General features: G+C 69.4%; 23 protein-coding genes. 3 read left to right on the forward strand and 20 right to left on the reverse strand.

The features are described from left to right. Positions 1 to 109 precede the first annotated feature (109 nt). The 4 genes from D3H34_RS19340 to D3H34_RS19355 form a co-directional block, all read right to left on the reverse strand. Positions 110 to 2,323: a hypothetical protein gene (locus D3H34_RS19340; protein ID WP_147400464.1), complete on the reverse strand. Its 2,214-nt coding sequence runs from the start codon at positions 2,321 to 2,323 to the stop codon at positions 110 to 112. 191 nt (positions 2,324 to 2,514) lie between these two features. Then, a complete protein-coding gene (locus tag D3H34_RS19345; protein WP_119555868.1) occupies positions 2,515 to 3,363 on the reverse strand; it encodes a helix-turn-helix domain-containing protein in 849 nt (282 codons plus the stop codon). 22 nt (positions 3,364 to 3,385) lie between these two features. Further along, on the reverse strand, positions 3,386 to 3,739 hold the full coding sequence (locus D3H34_RS19350) for a DUF1161 domain-containing protein (protein WP_119555869.1): 354 nt from the start codon (positions 3,737 to 3,739) through the stop codon (positions 3,386 to 3,388). A gap of 169 nt (positions 3,740 to 3,908) precedes the next feature. Continuing rightward, positions 3,909 to 6,143, reverse strand: coding sequence for an NADP-dependent isocitrate dehydrogenase (locus D3H34_RS19355; protein WP_119555870.1), 2,235 nt, complete (start codon positions 6,141 to 6,143; stop codon positions 3,909 to 3,911). Between the two features lie 166 nt (positions 6,144 to 6,309). Here D3H34_RS19355 and D3H34_RS19360 point away from each other — a divergent pair, with 166 nt between their 5' ends. Then, a complete protein-coding gene (locus D3H34_RS19360; RefSeq protein ID WP_119555871.1) occupies positions 6,310 to 7,104 on the forward strand; it encodes a hypothetical protein in 795 nt (264 codons plus the stop codon). A gap of 12 nt (positions 7,105 to 7,116) precedes the next feature. Here the strand turns inward: D3H34_RS19360 and D3H34_RS19365 are convergent, their stop codons facing one another. From D3H34_RS19365 to D3H34_RS19395, 7 genes are all read right to left on the reverse strand, one after another. Beyond that, positions 7,117 to 8,430: a CynX/NimT family MFS transporter gene (locus tag D3H34_RS19365; RefSeq protein WP_119555907.1), complete on the reverse strand. Its 1,314-nt coding sequence runs from the start codon at positions 8,428 to 8,430 to the stop codon at positions 7,117 to 7,119. A gap of 5 nt (positions 8,431 to 8,435) precedes the next feature. After that, positions 8,436 to 9,116: a FadR/GntR family transcriptional regulator gene (locus tag D3H34_RS19370; protein ID WP_119555872.1), complete on the reverse strand. Its 681-nt coding sequence runs from the start codon at positions 9,114 to 9,116 to the stop codon at positions 8,436 to 8,438. 122 nt (positions 9,117 to 9,238) lie between these two features. Next, positions 9,239 to 10,699, reverse strand: coding sequence for a TPM domain-containing protein (locus D3H34_RS34530; RefSeq protein ID WP_205736763.1), 1,461 nt, complete (start codon positions 10,697 to 10,699; stop codon positions 9,239 to 9,241). A 36-nt stretch (positions 10,700 to 10,735) separates the two neighbouring features. Then, the gene (pbpC, locus tag D3H34_RS19380; RefSeq protein ID WP_119555908.1) at positions 10,736 to 12,988 is read right to left on the reverse strand and encodes a penicillin-binding protein 1C; all 2,253 of its coding nucleotides are present in this window, start codon (positions 12,986 to 12,988) and stop codon (positions 10,736 to 10,738) included. Between the two features lie 85 nt (positions 12,989 to 13,073). Then, positions 13,074 to 15,467 (reverse strand): ATP-binding cassette domain-containing protein, encoded by a 2,394-nt coding sequence (locus D3H34_RS19385; protein WP_119555873.1) that lies wholly within the window; start codon positions 15,465 to 15,467, stop codon positions 13,074 to 13,076. Positions 15,468 to 15,534: 67 nt separating this feature from the next. Further along, complete coding sequence (locus D3H34_RS19390) at positions 15,535 to 15,945, reverse strand: VOC family protein (protein WP_119555874.1); 411 nt, start codon at positions 15,943 to 15,945, stop codon at positions 15,535 to 15,537. Positions 15,946 to 15,981: 36 nt separating this feature from the next. Then, positions 15,982 to 16,434: a helix-turn-helix transcriptional regulator gene (locus D3H34_RS19395; protein WP_119555875.1), complete on the reverse strand. Its 453-nt coding sequence runs from the start codon at positions 16,432 to 16,434 to the stop codon at positions 15,982 to 15,984. 180 nt (positions 16,435 to 16,614) lie between these two features. Between D3H34_RS19395 and D3H34_RS19400 the strand changes: the two genes are divergently transcribed. Then, complete coding sequence (locus D3H34_RS19400) at positions 16,615 to 16,821, forward strand: hypothetical protein (protein ID WP_119555876.1); 207 nt, start codon at positions 16,615 to 16,617, stop codon at positions 16,819 to 16,821. Between the two features lie 81 nt (positions 16,822 to 16,902). Here the strand turns inward: D3H34_RS19400 and D3H34_RS19405 are convergent, their stop codons facing one another. The 7 genes from D3H34_RS19405 to D3H34_RS19435 form a co-directional block, all read right to left on the reverse strand. Continuing rightward, the gene (locus tag D3H34_RS19405) at positions 16,903 to 17,529 is read right to left on the reverse strand and encodes a LysE family translocator (RefSeq protein ID WP_119555877.1); all 627 of its coding nucleotides are present in this window, start codon (positions 17,527 to 17,529) and stop codon (positions 16,903 to 16,905) included. Between the two features lie 76 nt (positions 17,530 to 17,605). After that, a complete protein-coding gene (locus tag D3H34_RS19410; RefSeq protein ID WP_119555878.1) occupies positions 17,606 to 17,899 on the reverse strand; it encodes a DUF2277 domain-containing protein in 294 nt (97 codons plus the stop codon). Between the two features lie 115 nt (positions 17,900 to 18,014). Further along, positions 18,015 to 18,380 (reverse strand): nuclear transport factor 2 family protein, encoded by a 366-nt coding sequence (locus tag D3H34_RS19415; protein ID WP_095746497.1) that lies wholly within the window; start codon positions 18,378 to 18,380, stop codon positions 18,015 to 18,017. 90 nt (positions 18,381 to 18,470) lie between these two features. Next, positions 18,471 to 18,818 (reverse strand): NIPSNAP family protein, encoded by a 348-nt coding sequence (locus D3H34_RS19420; RefSeq protein ID WP_119555879.1) that lies wholly within the window; start codon positions 18,816 to 18,818, stop codon positions 18,471 to 18,473. A 68-nt stretch (positions 18,819 to 18,886) separates the two neighbouring features. Further along, on the reverse strand, positions 18,887 to 19,111 hold the full coding sequence (locus D3H34_RS19425; RefSeq protein ID WP_119555880.1) for a hypothetical protein: 225 nt from the start codon (positions 19,109 to 19,111) through the stop codon (positions 18,887 to 18,889). Between the two features lie 83 nt (positions 19,112 to 19,194). Beyond that, the gene (locus tag D3H34_RS19430) at positions 19,195 to 19,986 is read right to left on the reverse strand and encodes a class I SAM-dependent methyltransferase (protein ID WP_119555881.1); all 792 of its coding nucleotides are present in this window, start codon (positions 19,984 to 19,986) and stop codon (positions 19,195 to 19,197) included. 113 nt (positions 19,987 to 20,099) lie between these two features. After that, entirely contained in the window at positions 20,100 to 20,558 is a 459-nt protein-coding gene (locus tag D3H34_RS19435) for a VOC family protein (RefSeq protein WP_119555882.1), read from the reverse strand. A 55-nt stretch (positions 20,559 to 20,613) separates the two neighbouring features. Between D3H34_RS19435 and D3H34_RS19440 the strand changes: the two genes are divergently transcribed. Next, a complete protein-coding gene (locus D3H34_RS19440) occupies positions 20,614 to 21,306 on the forward strand; it encodes a TetR/AcrR family transcriptional regulator (RefSeq protein ID WP_119555883.1) in 693 nt (230 codons plus the stop codon). A 9-nt stretch (positions 21,307 to 21,315) separates the two neighbouring features. On the opposite strand, the gene D3H34_RS19445 is transcribed toward D3H34_RS19440, so the two are convergent. Then, the gene (locus tag D3H34_RS19445) at positions 21,316 to 21,825 is read right to left on the reverse strand and encodes a phosphatase domain-containing putative toxin (RefSeq protein WP_119555884.1); all 510 of its coding nucleotides are present in this window, start codon (positions 21,823 to 21,825) and stop codon (positions 21,316 to 21,318) included. A 46-nt stretch (positions 21,826 to 21,871) separates the two neighbouring features. Continuing rightward, complete coding sequence (locus tag D3H34_RS19450) at positions 21,872 to 22,516, reverse strand: putative DNA-mimic protein (protein ID WP_119555885.1); 645 nt, start codon at positions 22,514 to 22,516, stop codon at positions 21,872 to 21,874. Between the last annotated feature and the right edge of the window lie 55 nt (positions 22,517 to 22,571).

Consider the following 22,571-nt stretch of genomic DNA (forward strand, 5'->3'; position numbering starts at 1 on the left):
GGGTGCGCCGGGCATGGGGATGAGTCTCGGGCCGGAGGGGCCTGAGGCGGTATCCGGATCGAACGAGGTTTTTGCCTGATCCTGCGAAATCGCACCGGCGCGGTCGTGGTCAGACCGCGGCGTCCGGCAGCGGCGGCCACTGCGGCGTGCAGGCGCCGATGTGCAGCGTCAGTTCGTCGTCGTGGTGCGTGTGCGCGGGCGACTCGAAGCCGCTGCCCAGCTTCAGCGCGAGCGCGGGGATCGCGTAGGGCGTGCCGGCTTCGGGCATGTCGGGCCGCGCGAAGTCCTCGGTGCCGTCGAGCAGGCCGAAGGGCGCGACCACCTTGTCGGCGTGGCCGCAGTCCGATTCGTTCAGGCCCGAGGTTTTCGGATCGCGCAAGCCCAGCGCCAGGCCGAGCCAGGCATCGTGATTCCGGGTGTCGATCTTCAGGTGGCACATGATCACCGCCGCGGGCTCGGGTGCGCCGTTCTCCGGAATGCCCGGAAAGTCCTGCGTGCCGCTCCAGCTGATGCTGCAGTTCGCGTCCTTGGGCTGGCTGCCCGAGGCCACCTGGTGGAAGGTCGAGTCCCGCGTGCCGATGGCATGGACCTCGGGCGTGCGTGGCACTTCGCCGGGCAGCTCGCGGTGCGGACCGACGTCGGCGCGCAGGCGCAGCAGGCCATTGCCGTCGACCTTCAGCGCGGGGTAGATCTGGTGCACCCACTGCGTGGTGAGCGGGATCTTCCACACCGTGAGCTGGCGCACGTTGCTGCGGCGCCGGCCGACGCGCACGAACACCCCGCCGCCGCTGCCCGCGCCGGTGCGGGGAAGGTCGCACACGATGCGGTCATGCGCCCACGACTTCACGGTGCGCACGGTCGAGTCGATCTCCACCTCGCCCGGCACGCTGCCGAAGCCGCCGAACAGCGTGAGCTCGTCGGCGTACTCCGAGACCTGCAGGCGACGGATCGTCGGTGCCAGCACGTGGGTGGCGGGCTGCCCGGCGCGCGGCTTGGCCAGCAGCTCGGCCCGCGTCTCGGGGTCGATGGTCAGCCCTTTCTTCTTCATGTCCTGCATGACGAGGTCCCAGGCGAAGGGGCGCTGCTCGGGTGATTCGCGCAGCTCCTTGTTCGCGCCGAGCAGGCGGTCCACGAAGTAGCGCGGCGCGGTGTCGGCGCCGGCGGTGGAGACCGTCTCGTTCCAGCCCAGGTACACGGCCGCGCCCTTGGCGTGGCAGGCGTCCATGAAGGTGCCCGACCAGCGCCGTTCGCTGGTGCGCGCGCTGCTGCAGGCGTTGATGAACACGATGCTGTGGGCCGGGAAGCTCCAGTACCTGTGCACGAACTTGGCCGTGATGCCGTAGCGCGTCTGCTTCACCGGGTCGCCCTCGCCGTAGCCTTCGAGCTCGAAGATGTCGGCGGTGTAGTAGGTCAGGCGCCAGTGGTCCAGGTCGTCCTTGAAGTCGGGCATGGCCTCGAGCACTTCGCTCACCTGTGTGGACGACTGGAGCGAGTACATCTCGGGCGCCGCATCGTCGCGGTCGCTCACGCGGGCCGAGGCGCCGCCGTGGGTGTTGATGTAGAAAAAGCCGTCGCCCGAGACCTCGCGCAAGGTCGAGATGCGCGCGTCGCCGCGCGTGCCGTCGCGCAGCAGGTAGCCGCCGTCGGTGAGCATGCGCCCGAGCACCGCGACGGTCTGCTGCCGGTCGAGGTTCAGGCCGAAGGCATGGAACACGCGCGCGTTCTCGGTCGAGGGCAGCTCGATCGGTGCGGCGGCCGCGGCGAAGGCCGCGTCGTGGCGGGCCGCGTCCGCAGAAACAGGCACGGCGCCGGGCGCGGCCATGTTGCGGTTGGCCGAGACGAGGTGCACCCGGCCGTCGCGGAAGTGGCCCCAGGCGGTGAGCGTCTCGGTGTCGACGCCGGTCTCGCGGTAGGCCGGCAGCGTGGCCATGTAGGCGGCCAGCGCCTCCACGAACGCCAGCCGCGTGCGGCCGGTGCGCAGCTCGAAGCCCTTGCGCGTGACGTCGCGCAGCGTGTCGAGGCGTTCGGCGTCGGAGATGGGGGCATCCGGCGGATTGCCGGGTGTGTCCGGCGTCGCGGGTGGCGTGGCCGGGCCCTGGCCCTGGCCGATAGGCAGTGGCAGGCCGCCGCCCCCGCCGCCTCCACCTCCGCCGCAGGCCACCAGGGCCGCCGGCAGGCTGGCAAGCGCGGCGCCGCCCGAGAGCCAGCCCAGCAGGCTGCGGCGCGCCATGCGGGGCGCACCGGGAACGGAGGGCGTCGCGGCTGTGGCAACGGGAGAAAGTGCGTGCGTGCGGCCGCACGGGATCATGGCGGGGTCTTTCATGCAGATCGAGGTCGTTCGGAACAGAGACAGGACGGGCCGGGCAGGCGCACGCGCGCGCCGGCCTGGAGCAGGCCGTGCGTCAGGTGTGCGCTGGCTCGGGGAAGGGCGGGAAGTCCGGAGGGGTGCGGCACGCGTCAGCGTGGAGCCCGCCGCCGCGGGGCTCGCCCTTCGTTCTTCTGCTGCGGGGCAGTCTAGGCAGCGTCCTGTGCGGCGTCTTGTATGGATCCGACATCGCGCAGACGCAGGCGCACCGGCCACAGCGCCGGGTCTTCGACGATCTGGCGTAGGAAGGCGCGCGGCGTCTGGCCCGTCATGCTGCGGAAGTCGCGGCTGAAATGCGCCTGGTCGAAATAGCCGCTGTCCAGCGCGATGTCGGCCAGCCGCAGCCGGCCCTCGGCCGCGACGATGCCGTCCATCGCCGCGCTGAAGCGCAGCAGCTTGCGGATCTCGCGCGGCGCCAAGCCGTAGGCCTGCAGGCTGCGCCGCTCGAACTGGCGCTCGCTCAGGCCCAGGGTCTCGGCGAGGGTGCGGGCCGACCACTGCCCGTCGGGCCGGGGCAGGCGCAGCAGCTGCGTGCGCCGTGCCTGCGCGCCTTGCCGCGCGAACTGGCCCAGCGCCTGCATGAGCCGTTGGCCGCCGGTGCGCAGGTCGGGCGCGCCGCCGACTTCGTCGAGCCACTGCGCGGCCAGCCGCTCGCCGATCAAGGCGTCCAGCGGCACGCGCTGGCCGGCCAGCTCGGCGGCCGGCATCGGGAAGAGCGCCTGCCAGCCACCGGGCGTGACCAGGACTGAGACGAATTCGGTGGGCTCCTGCACCAGCAAACGCCGCGCGACGAGACAGGGCCCCTCGACATAGGCCGCGGACGTCGCCTCGACCTGCCCCTGCGCACCGGCCACCATCGTGCGCCCGCGCCGGAAGACCACCAGCATCGGCCGCATCATGGCCGGCAGGAAGGTGGGGCCGGCCTCGAGCCGGGTCGCGATGCCGCAGTCCAGGTAGGGCGCGAGCGTGGCGGGCGGACGAAGGACCAGGGACGACATGCGGGCGTGTGCCTGGCCTGCCTCAGGGTTTGCAGCTGCCGCCCATGGACACCGAGCCGTCCTTGCACTCGGTGAGCATCGGCTCGCCACGCGGCGCTGGTGCCGGTGCCGACGTCGCGGCAGGCGCCGGCGAGGCCGCGCCGCCTTCGCGCTGGTAGACGATCTTCTTCGTGCCCAGGTCGCAGCTGCCCACCACCTGTCCGCTCGCCGTGGTGGCGGTATCGACGGTGACGACGCTGAAGTTGGTCACGCCCGACGCGGCGATCTTGGCCTCGATCTGGGCGCGCAGTGTTTCGCAGTTGCTCTGGGCATGGGCGCTGTTGGCGGCCGTGAGCAAGGTCCAGGTGGCAGCGGTAGCAAGCAGACGGAATTTCATGAGGGGCCTGCCTTTCTTTTCTCTTGCAGTGGGCGGGAAAACGTCGAAGTCTAGTTTCTCGCGGCGTGGCGGCAGACGCAAAGACAAACGGCCTGCCGCGCAAGCGACAGGCCGTCGGGGTGGACGCTTCAGGGCCTGATCAGACCCGGAAGACGCAGGCGCAGCGGAATCAGGCCGCCGATGCCAGCGCCGCGTTCAGCGTGGCGCTCGGGCGCATCACGGCTTCGTACTTCTTCGGGTCGGCCAGGTAGTAGCCGCCGATGTCCACGGCCTTGCCTTGCACGGCCGCGAGTTCGTCGACGATCTTCTTCTCGTTGGCGGTGAGCGTCTCGGCCAGCTTCTTGAACTTGGCGGCCAGGTCCTTGTCGTCGGTCTGCGCGGCGAGTTCTTGGGCCCAGTACATCGCCAGGTAGAACTGGCTGCCGCGGTTGTCGAGCTGGCCGGTCTTGGGCGAGGGGTTCTTGTTGTTGTCCAGCAGCTTGCCGGTGGCGGCGTCGAGCGTCTTGGCCAGGATCTTGGCCTGCGCGTTGCCGGCCTTCAGGCCCAGGTCTTCCAGGCTCACGGCCAGCGCGAGGAACTCGCCCAGCGAATCCCAGCGCAGGTGGTTTTCTTCCACCAGTTGCTGCACGTGCTTGGGGGCCGAGCCGCCCGCGCCGGTCTCGTACATGCCGCCGCCGGCCATCAGGGGCACGATGGACAGCATCTTGGCCGAGGTGCCCAGTTCCATGATGGGGAACAGGTCGGTCAGGTAGTCGCGCAGGATGTTGCCGGTGGCGCTGATGGTGTCCAGGCCGCGCACGACGCGCTCCAGCGTGTAGCGCATGGCGCGCACCTGGCTCATGATCTGGATGTCCAGGCCCGTGGTGTCGTGCTCGTGCAGGTACATCTTGACCTTGGTGATCAGCTGCGCCTCGTGCGGGCGGTAGGCGTCGAGCCAGAACACCACCGGCATGCCGGAGTTGCGCGCGCGGTTGACGGCCAGCTTCACCCAGTCGCGGATCGCGGCGTCCTTGACCTGGCACATGCGCCAGATGTCGCCTTGCTCCACGTCTTCGCTCATCAGCACCTCGCCGGTGTCCAGGTCGGTGATGTTGGCCACGCCGTCTTCGGGGATCTCGAAGGTCTTGTCGTGCGAGCCGTACTCTTCGGCCTTCTGGGCCATGAGGCCGACGTTGGGCACCGTGCCCATGGTCTTGGGGTCGAAGGCGCCGTGCCACTTGCAGAAGTTGATGATCTCCTGGTAGATGCGGGCGAAGGTCGATTCGGGCATCACGGCCTTCACGTCCTTCAGGCGGCCGTCGGCGCCCCACATCTTGCCGCCGTTGCGGATCATGGCGGGCATCGATGCATCGACGATCACGTCGTTGGGCGAGTGGAAGTTGGTGATGCCCTTGGCCGAGTCGACCATGGCCAGCTCGGGGCGGCCTTCGTGGCAGGCGTGCAGGTCGCGCTTGATCTCGTCCTGCGTGCTCTGGGGCAGCGTGGCGATCTTGTTGTACAGGTCGACCATGCCGTTGTTGACGTTGATGCCCAGCTCGTCGAACAGCTTGCCGTGTTTCTCGAAGGCTTCCTTGTAGAAGATCTTCACGCAGTGGCCGAACACGATGGGGTGCGAGACCTTCATCATGGTGGCCTTGACGTGCAGCGAGAACATCACGCCGGTCTTGTGCGCGTCCTCGATTTCCTTTTCATAGAAGGCCAGCAGCGCCTTCTTGCTCATGAACATGGAGTCGATGACCTCGCGGTCCATCAGCGCGACCTTGGGCTTGAGCACGATGGTCTTGCCGCTCTTGGTCAGCAGTTCCATCTTGACGTTGCGCGCGCGGTCCAGGGTCATGGACTTTTCGCCGTGATAGAAGTCGCCGCCGTGCATGTGCGAGACGTGCGAGCGCGAGGCCTGGCTCCACTCGGCCATGCTGTGCGGGTTCTTGCGCGCGTATTCCTTCACGGCGCGGGGTGCGCGGCGGTCGGAGTTGCCTTCGCGCAGCACGGGGTTCACGGCGCTGCCGGTGCACTTGTTGTAGCGCGCGCGGATGTCCTTGTCCTCGTCGGAGGTCGGGTTCTCGGGGTAGTCGGGGATCTTGTAGCCCTTGCCCTGCAGTTCCTTGATGGCCGACTTGAGCTGGGCGACCGAGGCGCTGATGTTGGGCAGCTTGATGATGTTGGCGTCGGGCTTGAGCGTGAGCTTGCCCAGTTCGGCCAGGTTGTCGGGCACCTTCTGGTCGTCGCTCAGGAATTCGGGGAACTCGCCCAGGATGCGGGCGGCCACCGAGATGTCGCTCGTCGTCACGTCGATGCCGGCCGGAGCCGTGAAGGCGCGCACGATGGGCAGGAAGGCGTAGGTCGCCAGCAGGGGCGCCTCGTCGGTGAGGGTGTAGACGATGGTGGGTTGCTTCGTGCTCATGCGCTTGCTTCCGTAGGTTCTGGGTTGTCGAGGTGGCTGAAATTTCACTGGGCGAAAAGGATTTTCGCCAAAACCCCCCATTGTCGCCCGGCTGGCCCCGGGGCGGCTACAGAGGCCCCGATGCCCTCTCGGCCACTGTCGCGCGACCGGACTACCATCCGGGCCCATGAAAAAGCTGCTTCTGGGGAGTCTTCTCGCGTCGCTGCTGGCCGGCCCCGTGCTTGCCGCGCCCGCCGCGCAGGTGTTCGTGGACGTCAAGACGCCCGAATCCATCGATGCGCAATGGCGCGCCCACCTGTGCGCCTTGCTGCCCCAGCCCTGCGACGCGCGCGGGCTGGATCTGCACCGCCCGCGCGGCGGCGCGCCCGACGACTACATGGTCACTTCGGAAAAGCCCCTGGCCATGGCGCGCCTGACGCGCGACGCGGCCGCGGGCACCTGGAAGCTCGAACGGCTGCACGATTTCTCGACCTACGTGGCCTCGATGCAGCGCGACCGCACGAGCGACGACCGCGAGCTGTACGTGGGCCTCGCGCCGGCGCTGTATCCGCTGGCCGAAGGACGCTGGGCCGTGGCGGTGACCCAGCGCGAATCCGAGAGCTATTCGGGTGGCGGCGCATCCGCCGTCGTCGCCGATTTCTTGCCGCTGGACACCCCGTCGGGGCAGCCCGCCAAGGCCGTCCACGAGAACATTCCGTACTGGTGCTCGCGGTCGATCCGCGCCTGCTTCAGCGAGAAGGAATACAACAGCTCGAAGCACTGCCACGACGAAAGCCGCGGCAGCCTGCGCATCACCTACGACGAACCGAAGAAGGCCGGCGAGTCCTATGTGTGGCGCTACACGTGGCTGCAGAGCGTGTGGCCGGCACACACGGGGCCAGCCGGCAACAAGCGCACCAGCGTGAACTTCACGAAGGACACGACGCAGAAGGCGAACTTCTGCGACGGCGGGCTGGAGTAGATCGGCCCGGCTTCAGTGCCTGGGCACCGTCACCGCCCCCACGTGCAGCGTGCGCCCCGCGCCCAGCCCGGCGATCACCAGCGCCACGCCCAGCCCGACGAACAGCCACGCCGAGGCGCGGAAGCTGCCGGTCCAGCCGTGCAGCAGCCCGGCCAGCAGCGGACCGAAGGCCGCCACCATGTAGCCCACGCCCTGCGCCATGCCCGACAGGTGCGCGGCGATGTGCGAATCGGGCGAGCGCAGCACGATCATCGTGAGCGCCAGCGCGAAGGTGCCGCCCTGCGCAATGCCCAGCAGCACCGCCCAGGTCCACATGCCGCCCGGCGCGTCGACCGGCGCGAACAGCATGGCCAGCATGGCCGCCACCGTCATCGCCGACAGCACCACCGCCAGGCCGCGCTGGTTGCGCAGCTTCACGGCCAGCGCCGGCACCACGAGGCAGGTCACGACCTGCGTCATGACCGACAGCGACACCACGTAGCCGGCCGTCTCGCCACTGAGCCCGCGCTCGCGCAGGATCGGCGCCAGCCAGCCCATCACGATGTACGCCAGGGCCGATTGCAGCCCCATGAAGAAGGTCACCTGCCAGGCCAGCCGGTCGCGCCACAGGCCGCGCACGGTGAAGCCCGATTCGCTCGCCACCGGCTTGAGCGGCAGCGCCTGCGGTGCCCAGACCAGCGTGACCAGCGCGGCCGGCGCGGCCCACATGGCGAGCGCCAGTGTCCAGCCGCCGCCCAGCGCGTGTTCCAGCGGCACCGTGAGGCCCGCCGCGCTGGCGGCGCCGCCGCACACGGCCATGGTGTACAGGCCCATCATCAGCGCGGCCTGCTTCGCGAAGTCGCGCTTGACGAGGCCCGAGAGCAGCACGTTCGACACCGCGATGCCGCTGCCCGCGATGGCCGAGGCCAGGAACAGCAGCGGGATGTTCCCGGTGCCGCGCAGCAGCGTGCCCACCAGGATCAGCACCATGCAGCCGAGCAGCGTGCGCTCGGTGCCGAAGCGGCGCCCGAGCCACGGCGCCATCGGCGCGAACACGCCCAGGCAGACGATGGGCAGCGTGGTCAGGAGGCTCGCGGCGGTGGACGACAGGCCGGTGGCGCGGATGATTTCCGGCAGCACCACCGACAGGCTCGCGAACACCGGCCGCAGGTTGAAGGCAATGAGCACCACGGTCAGGCCCAGCAGCAGCCGGCGGCCCCGGCTGGGCGTGGGCGTCGGTCGGGGCGCGGGCAGGCTGTCGACCTCGGCGTCGATCAGCAGTTCTTCGGTGCCCGATGGCGCGGCCTGGGTGCGCGCGGTTGTGGCGGCACCCGTGGGCAAAGTCATGGAGGTCATGCGGTCCCCAGTGCCAGGACGTGCATCGTCGGCGCCATCAGCTCGCGCACGGCGGCGGCGGCGCGCTCGGGGTCGCGACTGGCGATGCCTTCGACGATGGCGCGGTGCGCCGCCTCGTCGGGCTCGGGCAGGTTGGCGTTCAGCGTGCTGGCGATGGTTTCCTTGATGTAGCCGGTGATGAAGCGGCAGGTCTCGACCAGCGCCAGGTTGCCCGATACATCGACGATGGCCAGGTGGAAGGCCAGGTCGCGCTCGATGAAGGCTGCGCCGTCGTCGGCCATGTCGGGCTGGCCGCGCTTGTCGAGCAGGGTGTGCAGGCGGCGCAGGTCCTTTGCCGTGTGGCGCACGGCGGCGAGCCGGGCGGCTTCGACCTCCAGCGCGCGGCGCACCTCGAACTGGTCGCGCAGGCTGGCCAGGCGCAGCTTCTGCAGGCTGGCCGAGGGGTCGAAGCCCGAGCGCACGTACGTGCCCGAACCCTGCCGCACCTCGAGCAGGCCGCGCGAGACCAGCGTCTTCACCGCCTCGCGCACCGTGCCGCGGCTCACGCCCAGCAGTTGCGCCAGCTGGGGCTCGATGGGAATGCGCGAGCCGATCGGCCAGCGGCCCGCGGCGATCTCGGTACGGATGCTGTTCGCGGCGGCGTCGGCCAGGGAGGTGCGGGGCGGTTGGACGAGCATGGATTCGGGCGGCTTATTCATTGAATGATTGGACGAATTTAAGCATTCCTGAAAAGACGCGGTCAACGGCAGGGGCATGAAGGCGGCGCGGCGGGTGTCCGCCCGCCCCCGTCACCACCCTGTCACCAGCTGCCCGAGGCGCCGCCGCCGCTGCTCGAACCGCCGCCGCTCGAGGAGGAGGACGAAGACGAGGACGACGAAGAAGACGACGAAGAGGAACTGCTGCTGCTCCAGCCGCTGTCGCTGTCGTCGTCGCTGCCACCGCTGCCCGATCTCATGACGCCGGGCGGCAGGAAGCCGAACAGCAGCGAGAAGAACGCCGCCAGTGCCGTGGGAATCCACGAGGTGTCCGGCACCGGTCCGGGCGAGGTTTCCGAGATCACGAAGCCGCAGATGCCCGCCACGATGACCAGCCGCACCAGAAAGCTGGTCGCGCTGCGCTGGAAGGTGCTGACCATGCAGCGCACGATCACCACCGCGAACAGCGTGGCGCCGCCGATGCCCAGCGCCCACAGGAAGCCCCACCAGAAGCGGTCGGCGCCGACCGTCCACGCGGTGGCGACCAGCGCCGCGATGACCGCCACGATGCCGCCCACCACATACCGCATCGTCCGCCAGCGGCCGCTGGCGTAGCCGATGCCGTAGGCAAAGCCGGCCGGCATCGCCAGGGCCAGTGCCAGGACCGGGTTCAGCAGCACCGCGCTGGCACCCACCGGGCCGGCGCCGGCCAGGCCGAGCGCCAGGCGCCAATCGGGCTTGCGCCGCGGCGTCGGGGGCTCGATGGCCGCCACCGCGTCGGCCCAGGGCTCAGGGCGCCTGTTCACGGGTTTGCCCTTTCGGCGGCCCTGGCGCCTGCGGCCGGACTGTTGCACCGCCGCGCGCTCGCGCGCATGGCCCGCGATGCCGTGCGCGTACCACGCGCCCACGCCGAAACTCCACGCCAGCACGCCGAAGAATGCCCAGCCCTCGGGCGTGATGCTGCCGCCGCCCCCACCGCTGCGGGCAGGCTCGTCGGGCATGGTGTCCGGCAGCGCGTCCGAGGCCTGCACGTCGGTGTCCGGCGCCGCTATCGCCGGCGCGGCGATCAAGGCAGAGAGCGCCTGCACGGCGGCCTGGATGCCACCCGCGAAGTCGCCTTCGCGAAAGCGCGGCGTCATCTCGCGGTCGATGATGCGCGCGGCCTGGATGTCGGTGATCGTGCCTTCGAGCCCGGTGCCCACCTCGATGCGCATGCGCCGGTCTTTCAGGGCCACGAGCAGCAGCACGCCGTCGTCCGCCTCCTTGCGCCCGAGCTTCCATTGCGCGAAGACCCGCGTGGCGAACTGCTCGATGGAGTCCTCGCCCGTGGTCGGCACGAGCAGCACGGCGAGCTGGGCCTGCGTTTCTGCCTGCAGCGCGGCGATGTCGGCGCGCAGCGCGTCGGCCTCGTGCGGCTTCAGCGTCTTCGTGAGATCGACCACGCGCGACGACAGGGCGGGCACCGGCACGGGCTTGGCCTGCGCGGGCAGGGCCCACACCAGCCAGGCCGTGCACAACAGGTGCAGCCACACCATCGCCGCTGTCGGCCATCGGCGACCATTCATCCAGGACTCCCTTTCTTTCTTGCTGTCCAACCGTCGTCAGCGCCGTGCGTTCTTCGTCACCACGCCCGCGCCGCGCACTTCGACCCGGCGCTGGTCGACCACCTTGCCGGTGGCGTCCACCAGTTCGATCAGGTGCCGCCCGGGCCACGGCAGCCACTGCGCACTGTTGCCGCGCGCGAAGAACTTGCCATCGATGCGCCACTGCACGCCGCGCCCCTCGGATTCGAAGCGCACGCGCTGGCGCTGCGGCGGGATGTCGGGGTCGAGCGCCAGGATCGTGCCGTCGGCCGGCGCCGTGATGCGCGCGGAGGCTGCGTCGGTCGCCATGCCGGTGTCGAGCGCGAACAGCGGCTGCTCGGTGCCCTGCAGGAACCACTCGCTGCGTGCCGCTTCGAGCGGGCTGCCATCGGCGCCCGGGCCGAAGCTCACACGTGCCTCGACCAGTCCGGCCGGTGGCGCGGGCGCGCGGCTGGGTTCGCGCGCGTGAAGAAAGCGCATCACTTCGGCCCACACCGGCGCGGCGCCGCTGGTGCCGCTCACGTCCCACATCGAGGCGCCGCTGGCGTTGCCGACCCACACGCCCACCGTGTAGCGCTGCGACCAGCCCACGGCCCAGTTGTCGCGCATGTCCTTGCTGGTGCCGGTCTTCACGGCGGTCCAGAAGCGGGTCGAGAGGATGCTGTCCAGGCCGAAGGTGCGCGTGCGCGCGTTCGGGTCGGAAAGGATGTCGCCGACGATGAAGGCGGCGCGCAGGTCGAGCAGGGGCGCGGCTTCCGCAGGCTTCGCTTTGCTGGCTGGTGCAACTGGACGCGGTGTGAGCGTCGTGGCGCCGAAGCGTCCGCCGTTGGCCATCATGCGGTAGGCATTGGCCAGCGACAGCAGCGACACCTCGGCGCTGCCCAGCGCCAGGCTGTAGCCGTAGTAGTCGCCACTTTCGCGCAGCGGCAGGCCGGCGGCGCGCAGCTCGCGCGCGAAGGCTTCGGGCGACACCATCACCAGCGTGCGCACGGCCGGCACGTTGAGCGAGGCGGCCAGCGCGGTGCGCGCCGACACCGGCCCCTTGAAGCGGCGGTCGTAGTTCTGCGGAATGTAGAGGCCGCTGGCGGTGCTGATCTGCGCCGACGAGTCCTCGATCAGCGAGGCCGCCGTGATGCGCTTCTCGGCGATCGCCTGCGCGTACAGCAGCGGCTTGAGCGTGGAGCCGGGCTGGCGCAGCGCGATCACGCCGTCCACCTCGGCGGCCTGGCTCAGCGGGCCCGACGAGCCGACCCAGGCCAGCACTTCGCCGCTCGCGTTGTCGAGCACCACGAGCGCGCCGTCTTCCACGTGGCGGTCGCGCAGCTCGCGCAGGTGGCGTTGCAGGCTGTCGAGCGCGTAGCGCTGCAGCGGCGCGCGCAGGGTGGTGCGCACGGAGGTGGGGGCGGGGGCCTTGTCGGTCCCGGCGGTGCTCGCGGCATCCCGCAGCTCGCGCAGCACCCGCCGCGCGGCATGCGGCGCGATGCCCTCATTGGGTTCGAACGCGCGCCGCTGCACCACCGCGCTGGTGAACATGTCGAGCGCTTCGCAGTCGGTCTTCGCGCCGGGCTCCATCACGCGCAGCACCTCGCAGGCGCGCTGCGCGACCAGTGCGGGGCGCGCGTTGGGTGCGCGCACCAGCGCGGCGGCCACGGCGGCCTCGCGCGCGTCCAGGCCGCTCGGGGCCTTGTTGAAGAGCGTGCGCGAGAGCGCATCGATGCCGACGATCTCGCCGCGGAAGGGCACCGTGTTCAGGTAGGCCTCGAGGATCTGGTCCTTGCGCCAGCGGCGCTCCAGCTGCGTGGCCGCCACGGTCTGGCCGATCTTCTGCGTGAAGCTGCGCCCGCCCGCCGCGCGGCGCAGGTCGTCGTCGAGCAGGCCCGCCAGCTGCATGGTGATGGTCGAGGCGCCGCGCGTGCGCGTGTTCCAGAGGTTGCCCCAGGCGGCGGCCGAGGCGGCGCGCCAGTCGACGCCGCTGTGTTCGTAGAAGCGCTTGTCCTCGCTCAGCACCATCGCCGCGCGCAGCGCGGGCGACACGTCGGCCAGCGCGGTCCACTGGCCGCGCCGCACGGTGGGGTCGGTGCGCACGCGTTGCAGCAGTTCACCCTGCCGGTCGAGCACGGCGGTTTCGGAAGAGCGGAAGTCGCGCTTCACCTCCTCGAAGCTGGCCAGCGCCCAGGCCGCCGGGGCGCTGGCCGCTGCCAGCAGAACCACGGCCAGGGTCAGGGTGCGCCGGACGGTGAAGGGAAATGAAGACGAAGACGCAAGAGGCATCGCAGCAGACGGGGCCGCACGGCGGCGGGCAAAGCGGAGACGGTCCATTCTCCGCCATGCCTTCAGGGGCACGCGCAGGACCGCATCAGGGGCGCACGTAGGCCGCGAGGTGCTGGCCGGTGAGCGTGCTGCGTTTGGCCACCAAGTCGGCCGGCGTGCCCTCGAAGACCACCCGCCCGCCCTCGTGACCGGCGCCGGGGCCCAGGTCGATGAGCCAGTCTGCGTGCGCCATCACCGCCTGGTGGTGCTCGATGACGATGACTGACTTGCCCGCATCGACCAGCCGGTCGAGCAGGCCGAGCAGCTGTTCCACATCGGCCAGGTGCAGGCCGGTGGTCGGCTCGTCGAGCACGTACACGCCGCCTTTCTCGGCCATGTGCGTGGCCAGCTTGAGGCGCTGGCGTTCGCCGCCCGACAGCGTGGTGAGCGGCTGACCCAGGCTCAGGTAGCCCAGGCCCACGTCGGCGAGCCGCTCCAGGATGGCGTGCGCGGCCGGCACGCGCGCCGCGCCGGCGCCGAAGAAGGCCGCGGCCTCGGTCACTGGCATCGCGAGCACCTCGCTGATGTCGCGCCCGCCGAAGCGGTGATCGAGCACCGAGGCGTGGAAGCGCTTGCCCTCGCACTCCTCGCAGACGGTGGCCACGCCGGCCATCATCGCCAGGTCGGTGTAGATCACGCCCGCGCCGTTGCAGGTGGGGCAGGCGCCTTCCGAGTTGGCGCTGAACAGAGCCGGCTTCACGCCGTTGGCCTTGGCGAAGGCGTTGCGGATCGGGTCGAGCAAGCCGGTGTAGGTGGCCGGGTTGCTGCGCCGCGAGCCGCGGATTGCGCCCTGGTCGACCGACACCACGCCCGCGCCGGCGGGGATCGACCCGTGCACCAGCGAGCTCTTGCCCGAACCCGCCACGCCGGTCACGACCACCAGCACGCCCAGCGGAATGTCGACATCGACGTTGCGCAGGTTGTGCGCCTTGGCGCCGCGGATCGGCAGCGCGCCCGTGGACTGGCGCACCTTCTTCTTGAGCGCCGCCCGGTCGTCCAGGTGCCGGCCCGTGAGCGTGCCGCTGGCGCGCAGCGCCTCGACGCTGCCCTCGAAACAGACCATGCCGCCCGCCGCGCCTGCGCCGGGGCCCAGGTCGACGACGTGGTCGGCGATGGCGATGGCCTCGGGCTTGTGCTCCACCACCAGCACCGTGTTGCCCTTGTCGCGCAGCCGCAGCAGCAGCTCGTTCATGCGCTGGATGTCGTGCGGATGCAGGCCGATGGTCGGCTCGTCGAAGACGTAGGTGACGTCGGTGAGCGACGAACCGAGGTGGCGGATCATCTTCACGCGCTGCGCCTCGCCGCCCGAAAGCGTGCCCGAGGGGCGATCGAGGCTGAGATACCCGAGGCCGATCTCGACGAAAGAGTCGAGCGTGTGCCCCAGCTTGGCCAGCAGAGGCGCCACCGAGGCCTCATTCAGGCCGCGCACCCACGCGGCCAGGTCGCTGATCTGCATCGCGCAGGCCTCGGCGATGTTGAGCTTCTTGATGCGCGAAGAGCGCGCCGCTTCGCTCAGCCGCGTGCCTTCGCACTCGGGGCAGGTGGTGAAGGTCACGGCCCGTTCCACGAAGGCGCGGATGTGCGGCTGCATCGCCTCGACGTCCTTGGCCAGGAACGACTTCTGCACCTGCGGAATGAGGCCCTGGTAGGTGAGGTTGATGCCGTCGATCTTGATCTTGGTCGGCTCCTTGTGCAGCAGGGCGTCGAGTTCTTTCTTCGTGAACTTGCGGATCGGCTTGTCGGGGTCGAAGAAGCCGCAGCCGTTGAAGATGCGGCCGTACCAGCCCTCCATGCTGAAGCCGGGGATCGTGAGCGCGCCTTCGTTGAGCGACTTGCTGTCGTCGTAGAACGCCGCGAGGTCGAAGTCGGTGACCGCGCCCCGGCCTTCGCAGCGCGGGCACATGCCGCCGGTGCGGCTGAAGGTCTGCTTCACTGTTTTGGCGGTGCCGCGCTCCACCGTGATGGCGCCGGTGGCCTTCACCGAAGGCACGTTGAACGCGAAGGCGCTGGGCGAGCTGATGTGCGGCTTGCCCAGTCGGCTGAAGAGAATGCGCAGCATCGCGTTGGCATCGGTGGCGGTGCCGACGGTGGAGCGCGGGTCGCCGCCCATGCGCTCCTGGTCCACGATGATCGCGGTCGTCAGGCCGTCGAGCACGTCGACCTCGGGCCGCGCCAGCGTCGGCATGAAGCCCTGCACGAAGGCGCTGTAGGTCTCGTTGATGAGCCGCTGCGACTCGGCCGCGATGGTGCCGAACACCAGCGAACTCTTGCCCGAGCCCGAGACACCCGTGAACACCGTGAGCCGGCGCTTGGGCAGCTCGACGCTGATGTCCTTGAGGTTGTTCACGCGTGCGCCCTGCACGCGGATGAGGTCGTGGTGGTCGGCGGCGTGCCGCGCGGTTGCGGGCGGGGAGTCCTTCTTCGGGGCCTTGCTGCTCATCGTGTCTTTCTCTGGAAGGGAAAGAGGGCCGCCACGGCGGCGGCCCCCGTGCGGATCGAGCGCCGGCTCAGCGCTGTTCCTGGATGCGGATCAGGTTGCCCGCCGGATCGCGCACCGCGCAGTCGCGCACGCCGTAGGGCTGCTTCGTGGGCTCCTGCACGATCTCGGTGCTGCCGGCCTGCAGCCGCTCGAAGGTGCCGTCGAGATCGGGGGTGGCCAGCAGCAGCGAGGCGAAGGTGCCCTTGGCCATCATCTCGGCGATGGTGCGACGCTCGTCGTCGGTGAGCCCGGGCGTGGCGGCCGGCGGGTACAGCACGATGGAGGTGCCGGGCTGCCCGGCCGGCCCGATCGTGATCCAGTGCATGCCGCCATAGGCGACGTCGTTGCGCACCTCGAAGCCGAGCGTGTCGCGGTAGAAGGCCAGCGAGGCCTGCGGGTCGGTGTGCGGAAGAAAGCTCGAATGGATGCTGAGGTTCATGGCGATGGTCGTCCGGAGTTGTGTCGGGCGCTCATGCTAGGTCGACGCGGTGTCTCGCGCTTCTCGATTCCTGATCGGCCGCGTCACTTGTTTGGCGATGCATGCCGGCATGCCCGCCGTGGCCTGCGCCGCCTCGCGCCGGTAGACGCCGGGTGTCATGCCCACCAGCTCGGTGAATCGCGTGGTGAAGGTGCCCAGCGAGGCGCAGCCGACCTCGAAGCAGACCTCGGTGACGCTCAGGTCGCCGCGGCGCAGCAGTGCCATCGCGCGCTCGATGCGCCGCGTCATCAGGTAGGCGTAGGGCGACTCGCCGTAGGCCAGCCGGAACTGGCGGCTGAGGTGCCCGCCCGACATGTTCGCGTCGCGCGCGAGCGCTTCCACGTCCAGCGGCTGCGCGTACTCGCGGTCGATGCGGTCACGCACGCGGCGCAGTCGGGCGAGGTCGGGCAAAGAAGGCTGGGGCTGCGCGGCAGAGGGGCTGCGGGTCATCGGCCGGATCGTGCCATGCCCGACCGGCCCGCTCAAGCGAACGAAGGTTCCACATCCGGTAACGAACTTCACACAAGGGCCTGCATCTGGAAACCCGATGCGAACGCGGCTGGTCTTCAATACGGTACGGGCTCGCAGCAGGCGCGCCCGACCGTACAGCCTCACCCAAGGAGAACTCGCATGACGAAAACACTCGCGCTGCTGCTGGCCGCCTCGGCCATCCTGGCCGGTTGCGTGGTCGCACCCTATGACCGCGGGCCGCCGCCGCGCGGCCATGGCTACGACCGCGACCGTGACGGCGTGCCCAACCGCTATGACCGTGACCGCGACAACGACGGGGTGCCCAATCGCTACGACCGCCGTCCGAACAACCCCAATCGCTACTGACGTCGGGGCTGACGCCCCCCAACGAAAAGACCGCGAGGCGCACAGCCCCGCGGTCTTTTCTTGTGCGCCGTGCGCCTGTGCTCAGGCCGTGCGGCGCGCCATCAGCGCCCACAGGCCCGCCGCGCTCAGCAGCGAGCCGCCCGCCAGGTGGAAACGCCGCTGCGCGCGCGGCGAAGAGAGCAGCCGGCCGGCCGAACTCGCGAACACCGCGTAGAGCGTGGCATTGAGCGTGGCCAGCGCCACGAAGGTCAGGGCCAGCACCCACATCTGGTGCGACACGTCGGCGCCGGGGCTGATGAACTGCGGCAGGAAGGCCACGAAGAACACGATGCCCTTGGGGTTCAGGGCCGTCACCAGGTAGGTGTTGGCGAACAGGCGCCAGCGCGAGGCCGGCGCGGCGGGCGGCGCGACCGGACCGGCGACGATGCCCGCGCGCAGCAGCCGGATGCCCAGGTACAGCAGGTACAGGCCGCCGGCCCACTTCACGGCCGTGAACCAGAACGCCGACGTGGCCAGCAGCGCGCCCAGGCCCAGCAGCGACACCACCAGCGCGGTCGAGTCGCCCAGCGCCACGGCGGCGATCAGCGGCAGGTTGGCGCGGCGGCCGTGCGACATCGAATAGCTGATCACCGTGAGGATCGTCGGCCCGGGGATGATCAAGAGCAGCGCGGACGCGGCGACGAAGGCGAGCCAGAGTTCGATGGGCATGGGACGGGTGCTCCTGGAATGCGGGTGATGTGCGGGTGAGGAAAGGTGGGCGTTCAGCCCCGGAACGAGGTCTTCGTCATGCGTCCGGCGCGAGTGCGGGCGCGCGACCGAAGCGCACCGCGGCCCGCGCCTTGGCACGCTCGGCCTCGACGTCGCGGTCCCGTGGCTCGGCCGTGGTGACGAGCGAGTCGATCAGCCGCGCGGCCGTGGCGGCCACCTCGTCCACCGCACGCTCGAAGGCCTGTTCGTTGGCGCGCGAGGGCACGCTGAAGCCGCTGAGCTTGCGCACGAACTGCAGGGCGGCGGCGCGGATTTCCTGCTCGGTGGCAGGGGGCTCGAAGTTGTAGAGGGTCTTGATGCTGCGGCACATGGCGAATGCTCCGGTCAGGCGCGGCGCTGAGGGAGCCGCGCAGGCCAGTCTAGCGAAAGCGCGTGTTCTTCACAGCGCCCGTGGAAAAGCCTGCCGGAGGCCGCCTGACTTGCGCTCAGTCGCCTTCGTAGAAGAACTCTTCGCGCACGATCTTGCCGTCCTTGACGGTGTACAGCGCCATCTCTTCCATCGTGAAGCGCTGGCCCGTGGGCTTCATGGTCACGTCGAAGCGAAAGCCGACGATGAAGCGGTCGTCGTGCGGCCAGGGGCCGGCCACCTGGAACGAGTGCACCTCGTGGTTGGCGACCCACCATTCGCCCTTGGCGCGGATCGCCGAAAGGCCTACCGATTCGCGCGACATGCCGGGCGGCGCGCTGGCTTCGACGCTGACGGCCTCGGGCGCGTAGAGCGCCTGCGCTTCGTCGAAGGTCCCTGCTTTGCACAGCGCCACGAGCTTCGCGGCGATTTCCTGGGTGTTCATGCATTGCTCCTGTGAAGGGGAGGGGGAAGAAGACCGAGGCGGAAGTGTAGGCCCGGGGCGGGCCGCCGGCCAGTGCGCGCAGGCCGAAGTTCAGGACGCAGGGTCGTTGAGCGTGCGCAGGCTGTCGACACCCTCGGGCGAGAGCCACAGCAGCGTGTTCAGGTAGGTCTCGATGCGGTCGACCAGCGCGCTGCGCGGCCCCTCGCGCCATTCGGCCGAGCCATAGAACGCCGCCTGCTCGGCCTCCAGCGCTTCGCGGCTCGCGTAGGCGCGCACGATGTGATAGGTGGCTTCCTCGTGGTCCGAGGGACCGTAGGTGACCACGTCCATGCCCTTGCTGCGCAGCATCGGCACTGCGCGGTCATGCATCGCGCGGTGGAAGTCGTCGAGGGTGCCGGGCTTGAGGCGGTAGGTGCGGATTTCGATGAGGCGGGTCATGAGGGCTTTTGTTACAGCGCGTGGTGTACGAGGACGGGGAAAACTACCGGCCGGCTTCTTGCCCTCGGCTACGAATAGAGAAACGTCACCACAGTGAAGTACAGAACCAGGAGACAGACCATGAGACCCTTGGCGTTCTTTGTGACAAAGGCGACGTAGCGTGACATGGCCTCATCGGTCAGTCGCGCCTGCAGGGCGTGCTCCGGGGGCAGCACAGCGCGTAGCAGGTAACCGCCGAAGAAGACGATGCCCACCGCGGCGATCATGAAGACAAGCGGGAGAAGGAGGACCATGTGGGTCGGAGGATATCCCGCCTCCAGCCACAGGGGGTGACGTTGTCCCGTATCTGCTCTAGTGGCACGAGTACCAGTTCACCCTATCGCTTCACCGCCCGCGTCGCAAGGAAGGTGGGCATGAACCGGTCGAGCAGGAAGCGCGGATGTGGCTGGTCGTCCTCGTAGAAGCCCTCGATGGCGAAGCCGGCGGCGATCTGCCCGCCAATCAGGTCGCCCAGCGAATGGCCGAACACCACGGCCTCGCCGCCCTGGCGCTTCTTGTCGAGCGCTTCGGGCGAGAGGTCGCGCAGATCGGAATACGGCAGCTTGTACAGCGGACGCACGAGCCCCTCCTTCATGAGTGCCGGATCGCGGTCGCCGATGAAGACCACGGGGTTGTAGAAGCTCGCGAGCAGGGCGCCGCCGGTCTTCAGCACGCGGTGGCACTCCTGCCACACGGGGCGCACGTCCGGCACGTAGAGGTTGGAGATGGGGTGGAAGACCAGGTCGAACTGTGCGTCGGAGAAAGCGCTTAGGTCGCGCATGTCTCCCTGCACTGTCTCAAGCGTGAGCCCGTCGCGCTCGGCGACGCGGCGGTCCTGTTGCAGCTGCTCGTCCGAGAGGTCGAACACCGTGACCTGCGCGCCGGCTGCCGCCAGCACGGGCGCCTGCTGGCCGCCGGCCGAGGCGAGGCAAAGGATGCGCAGCCCCCGCACGTCGCCGAGCCATCCGTCGGGCAGCGGCCGCGGCGTGAGGTGCACGCACCAGTCACCGCGGCGCGCGGCGGCGATCAGCTCGGCGCTGACGGGGCGCGACCATTCGCGCGCTTCGGCAGCCTGGCGGTCCCAGGCTGCGCGGTTGTGAGAGAGGAAGTCGATGTCGTGGGCGGGCATGCAGGAATCTGGTGAACAAAATGGGGACAGCCGAAGATGATGACAGTCTTGTGCGCAATGCGCAGCCGCGCCGAATCAACGCCGCGCAGTGTCCGTAACAACCCGCGTGCAGGCTACCCCTGCATGGCGGTGTTCCAGCGGCGTTGCATCTCCTGCGGGCTGACCTCTTCGATGCGCGAGGCCACCTGCCAGCGGTGGCCGAACGGGTCGAGCAGCATGCCCGACCTGTCGCCGAAAAACTCGTCCTTGGCGGCGCGCATGACAGTGGCGCCGGCTTCCTCGGCCCGTGCCAGCGTGGCATCGACGTCCGAGACGTACAGGTGGATCGACACCGGCGTGCCGCCCACGCGCGCCGGGCCCAGCGCGCCGAAGTCGGGGTACTCGTCGGCCAGCAGCAGCTTGGCATCGCCAATGCGCAGTTCGGCATGCCCGACCTTGCCGCTGGGCTCCGTGAGCCGGAACAGCTCTTCGGCGCCGAACACGCGCCGGTAGAAATCGATTGCGCCGGGTGCGTCGGCAACAATGAGGTAGGGCGCAAGGCACTGCGCTGGAACGGGAAGAAAAGTACGCATGGGCAGGGTGTCCTTGTGGGTCTAGAATTTAATTACGTTACGCATCGTTCCATAAATGAAATCTGTTGTCAAAGAGACGCCGGAGGTTGTCGCGCCTGTGGCCGCCCGTGGCCGGCCGCGCAACCTGCAATTGCGGCAGGCCGTGCTTGACGCGGCGCGTGAGCTGCTGTCGCAGGTCGGGCCGTCGGGTGTGACGATGGAGGCGGTGGCGGCGAAGGCAGGCGTCGGCAAGCCCACGGTCTACCGGTGGTGGCCGAACCGGCACGCAGTGACGATGGACGCACTGATGGCTTCGCCCGCACAGGAGAAAAAGAAGCCGTCGCGCGCCGCGACTTCAGCGCTGCACGCGCTGTCGCAGCAGCTGGATACGGTGGTGCGCACGCTGTCGTCGAACATGGGACGCAACATCACGACGATCATCGCGGCCGCGGACCCCGACACCGAGCTGTCGAAGGCCTTTCGCAATCACTTCATCCTGTCGCGCCGCGACGAAGGGCGGGTGCTGCTGCAGCAAGCGGCCGAGGCGGGCGAGATCCGGCCGGATGCCGACCTCGAGATCGTGCTCGACCAGATCTACGGGCCGTTGTTCTTCCGGCTGCTGATGGGGCACGCGCCGCTCGACGCGGGCTTTGTCGAGGGACTGATCGGCAGCCTGCTCGTCGGGCTTGGCGCTAGCCCCGTGAACGACAAGCGCAAGCCCGCGGCGCCTGGCGCCGCCACGCGTGCGTCACGGAGCAAGGCTGTCTGAGCCGGTTTATCAAGGCGGTGGGCGGCGGTTGCCGAACACGTACTGTGCGACCCATTCCGCCTGCTCCGATGTATCGGGCATGTCGATGCCCCGAGAGCGGCTCAGCAGGTGGAAGATGTTCTGGCCCGGAACGCCGAGCCCGTGGAGCAGGCTGCCCGCGATGAGGCCCGTGCGGCCAATGCCTGCGCGGCAGTGAATGGCGATGGCCTTTCCGCTCGCCAGTTCGACGCCCAACTCGGAAATGAAGGCCTCCGCGTCCCGTTGCGATGCCGGGATGCCGCGGTCCGGAATCGGGAAATGCCGGAACACGATCCCGTGTTCAGCGCAGAGCGCAGGCTCTTCCTGGAGCTCAAGTTCCCTGATTTCCTGCGCCTCGAGCAAGGAGACCACGATGTTCAGCGAGGCACGCTGCCAGGACGCCACTTCCTTGCGCAGCAAGTCACCGCCGCGCGGGCGTGCCATCAGGCCCAGCCGATGTGGCGGTATGCCGCGGACCCAGTGGATGGTGGTCTCGAACATCGCCTCTGCTTCCGGTAGCCGATCGAATCGGGCTTGTTGGTCTCTCTCAGGTGAAAACAATCGCCGTCTTGTGCGCAATGCTCAGCCGTGCCGATTCGTACAGCAGCAGCCACGACTCGATCTCCCGATAGAGACCTTCGTCGTCGCCCATGCTGTCGGCGATCCGCGCCGCTTCCTCGTCCGACAGCTCGCCGTCCGAGAGCGCGATGCCAAGTGCGGGCGCCACGAGCACCAGCTCTTCGAGCAGGCGGTACGACGAGCCGAGCATGCCGCCGGGCAGGTCGGTGTCGTCTTCTTCGGCAAAGATCACTTCCTCGAAGTCCACCGGCAGATAGAAGCCTTCCGCGTCGGAGTGGCACAGCAGATGGCTTTCGAACATGCCGGCCACGTCTTCGAGCGTCTCGTCCTCGGTGGGGTCGGTGTCTTCGGGCAGCGGGGTCGCGATCCATCCGGGCGTGGTCACGCGGTGCGCGTAGGCACGGCGCAGGTAGTGGATGAACGAATAGGGCAGGCCGTCGAGCGGCGCGCGGGATTCGAGTGGCGGCAGCGTGCGGGGCTCCACGTGCGGCGGCAGGCCGGCTTCGGCGAGCTTGCGGTTCGCGGCGGCGAAATCGGCCTCGAAGTGCTGCGCGCTCTCGGGATCGTTCTCGATCAGGTCGGCGAGGATGCCGACGGAAATGGCCAGGCCCATGGGGTTCTCCGGTAGTTGGTTCGCTGCGATGCTGACGAGGAGCGGTGAAGGCGGG

This window comes from Acidovorax cavernicola (genome assembly GCF_003581445.1).